Annotated in this window: 3 protein-coding genes; all 3 read right to left on the bottom strand. The window is 28.3% G+C overall.

Features of this window, described 5'->3' with window-relative positions:
- Positions 1–240 precede the first annotated feature (240 nt).
- Entirely contained in the window at positions 241–957 is a 717-nt protein-coding gene (gene pflA / locus CLOACE_RS11400; protein ID WP_070111373.1) for a pyruvate formate-lyase-activating protein, read from the bottom strand.
- An 81-nt stretch (positions 958–1,038) separates the two neighbouring features.
- Complete coding sequence (pflB, locus tag CLOACE_RS11405; protein WP_070111374.1) at positions 1,039–3,285, bottom strand: formate C-acetyltransferase; 2,247 nt, start codon at positions 3,283–3,285, stop codon at positions 1,039–1,041.
- Between the two features lie 159 nt (positions 3,286–3,444).
- Positions 3,445–3,828, bottom strand: coding sequence for a CBS domain-containing protein (locus CLOACE_RS11410; protein ID WP_070111375.1), 384 nt, complete (start codon positions 3,826–3,828; stop codon positions 3,445–3,447).
- Positions 3,829–4,028: the final 200 nt, after the last annotated feature.

The following is a 4,028-nucleotide window of genomic DNA, read 5'->3' on the forward strand; positions in this document are numbered from 1 at the left end:
AAACTCCGTAATTCATCACAGGACGTGATGAGCCAATTTCCGCCCCAAGGACGGGGCATAAATTGGGTAGGAGTTTTTTTATTTTTTATTCTTAGAGTGTCTTAATGAAATGACTTATTTACAAACTTTCTTTATGCTACTTTACTTATTATTTTTATATAATTTATTTTTAATTATTTTATATTTGCAAATTATCTCAATCATTTTTTATTAAGCATACTAATTTTTATTTTACAAGAGTTACTTTTTACATAATGAAATTAACATATTTTCTAGTTCTTTTGTTTTTTCTTTATTCATAGATTCTGTGTTTTCTAATTTATACTTAATTTTTAACTTATCATATTTATATTTGCCCAGTGTATGATAAGGTAAAAGCTCTATTTTTTCTACATTTTTTAACTTTTTAATAATTTCCGCTAATTTTTCTATATGCTTTATTGAATCTGTATAGCCTGGAACTACTACATGTCTAATCCAAAGTTTATTGCCTAATTTTTGTACTGTATCTAAAAATTCATCAAATTGATATTTAGAACATCCTGTGATTTTTATATATCCATCATTATCTACATTTTTTACATCTAGTATAACCAAGTCTGTATATTTTAATATTTCACAATAATTTCCTTTGCCATAACCTGCAGTATCTATAGCTGTATGAATACCATTTAATTTACATAACTTTAGCATTTCCAATAAAAATTCTGGTTGCATAAGAGGTTCTCCCCCTGAAAATGTAACTCCACCTTTATTTTTAAAATAAGGTTTAAACCTTAATATTTTATTTATTAGGTCTTCTGAACTTATTTCTTCTCCGCCCTTTATATTCCAAGTATCTGGGTTATGACAAAACAAACATCTTAGTTTACATCCTTGTAAAAACACTACATTTCTAATACCAGGTCCATCTACAAGTCCCATACTTTCAAATGAATGAATTCTTCCTTTAATCATTTTTTACCACCTTCACATTTAAATATGAATTATAAAGCCCCATGCATTGCATAGGGCCATAATATCTTTAGTGTAATATAATTACATTTTTTCGTGAAATGTTCTTTTTATAACTTCTAATTGTTGGTCTTTTGATAATCTATTAAAGTGTACTGCATATCCTGAAACTCTTATTGTAAGTGTAGGATACTTTTCTGGGTTTTTCATTGCATCTATTAAAGTTTCTCTTCTTAAAACATTAACATTTAAGTGGAAAGCACTTTGTGAAAAATAACCATCTAATAAACTCACAAGATTTTCTATTTGATTTTCTATACTCTTTCCTAAAGCTTCTGGTACTATGGAGAAAGTATTAGACACACCATCTTGGCACCAATATCTATATGGAATTTTAGCTACAGTATTAAGTGATGCTAAAGCTCCATTAACATCTCTTCCATGCATTGGATTTGCTCCTGGTGCCAAAGGTTCTCCTGCTTTTCTTCCATCTGGTGTTGCTCCTGTTTTCTTTCCATAAACCACATTGGATGTAATAGTTAATGCTGAAAGAGTATGTTCTGCATTTCTATATGTTTGATTTTTCTTTAATCCAGATGAAAAGTTTTTAACTATTTGTACAGCTATATCATCTACTCTATCATCGTCATTTCCATATTTAGGGAAATCTCCTTCTATTTCAAAGTCTACAGCTATTCCATTTTCATCTCTTATAGGCTTAACTTTTGCATATTTCATAGCACTTAATGAGTCTGCTGCACAAGATAATCCTGCTATACCAAAAGCCATAAATATGTGAACTTTAGTATCATGTAATGCCATTTGTGCAGATTCATAAGCATATTTATCATGCATATAATGAATTGTATTCATAGTATTTACATATAGTTCTGTAACATAATCTAGTACCTTCCAATAATTTTTTCTAACTTTTTCAAAATCTAAAACTTCATCTTCTATTTTATCTATTCCTGGTACAACTTTAATTAAATTTCCTTGTTTATCCTTTAATCTTTCATCTATACCACCATTTATAGCATATAAAAGTGACTTAGCAACATTTGCTCTTGCTCCAAAAAACTGCATTTGTTTACCTACTTGCATAGCAGATACACAACATGCTATAGCATAATCATCACCATATATAGGTCTCATCAAGTCATCATTTTCATATTGTATTGAATCTGTTTTTATAGACATTTCAGCACAATATTTCTTAAAGCTTTCTGGTAATTTTTCTGACCATAATACTGTCATATTTGGTTCTGGTGCTGGTCCTAAATTAGTTAATGTGTGTAAAAATCTATAAGATGTTTTAGTAACTAATGGTTTACCATTTAAACTTACTCCACCTATAGCTTCTGTTATCCAGTTTGGATCTCCACCAAATAATTCATTATATTCAGGTGTTCTTAAATGTCTAACTAATCTTAGTTTTATAACAAATTGATCTATTAATTCTTGTGCTTCTTCTTCTGTAATTATGCCTTCTTTTAAATCTCTTTCTATATAAATATCTAAAAATGTGCTAACTCTTCCAAGGGACATAGCTGCACCATTATCTTCTTTAACTCCTGCTAAATATCCCATATATAAAAACTGTACTGCTTCTTTAGCATTTTTAGCTGGTTTAGATAAATCTATATCATAAACCTTTGCCATATTTTTTATTTTATGCATTGCTTTTATTTGTTCGCTAACTTCTTCTCTTAATCTTATCATTTCTTCAGTAGCAGAACCTTTTAAATTTTTAAAGTCTTCTTTTTTCTTTTCTATTAAATAATCTATTCCATATAAGGCTATTCTTCTGTAATCTCCTATTATTCTTCCTCTTCCATATGCATCAGGAAGTCCTGTCAAAAGTCCTACATGTCTAGCAACTTTTGTTTCTTCTGTATAAGCATCAAAAACACCTTCATTATGAGTCTTTCTAAACTCTTTAAAATATTTTTCTAAATCACTATTCATTTTGTATCCATATTCTTCTAAGGATTGTTCAACCATTCTCATTCCGCCATAAGGATTCATTATTCTCTTCAACGGTTCATCTGTTTGAAATCCTACTATAACTTCATTATCTTTATCTATATATCCTGCTTCAAATTTATCTACTCCTGAAAATTTTTCAGTTTCAATATCCATAATTCCTTGTTTTATTTCTTTTATTATAAGCTTATAGGCTTTATCCCATACCTTTTTAGTTTTTTCTGTTATTCCTACAAGAAAGCTATTATCTCCTTCATATAATTTATAATTTTTTTGTATAAAGTCTCTCACATCGATATCTTCTAACCAATGTCCTTCTCTAAATCCTTGCCATAGATGTGTCATAATTATCCCCTCCTAATTTATATTACATATATATTATATTACGAATATTATTATTAATCAAGATATTAATGTTCTTACACATAAGTAATATATCTATTTTTTTTACTATAATATTCATAAAAAGAGGCTAGATTGAAACTTCTAGCCTCTTTTATAAAACTAATCCTGATATTTTTCTATAAAGTAACTAATTAAATCTTCTACTGAAACAATGCCAATTACTTTATTTTCTTTATTTTCTATTGGTATTGCTATAATATCATTTTCTCTAATTCTTTTAGCTACTTCCATAATACTTTCATCTTCTTTAGCAGTTATAACTTTCTTAGTCATAACCCAATCCACTGGACAAGTATCATAATGACCTTCTTCCATTAAAAATCTATAAATATCTGCTTTAACCAACATTCCAACTAATTTTCTTTCATCATTTACTACAGGAGTACCATTTATTTTCTTTTTATTCATTATATCTAGTGCTTTTTTTATGGTATCTTCTAATTTTATGGTTACAACACCTGAATTCATTATACTTTTAATCATTACTAACCCCCCTTTTTTTAATAAATTTTAGCCGCTTGCAAAACCCTAAACCCGTTAGGGTTCAAGGATTTTTAAGCTTTATCAAAAAGGATTTCCCCCACTTAATGTCGAATATATATAATAATCACAAAATATAAATTCTTGGAGGTATCCTTATGATCAATATTAAAAACCAAATTCATCTCTGTGACGTTTATGAA

Source organism: Clostridium acetireducens DSM 10703 (genome assembly GCF_001758365.1).
GTDB lineage: Bacteria > Bacillota > Clostridia > Clostridiales > Clostridiaceae > Clostridium_C > Clostridium_C acetireducens.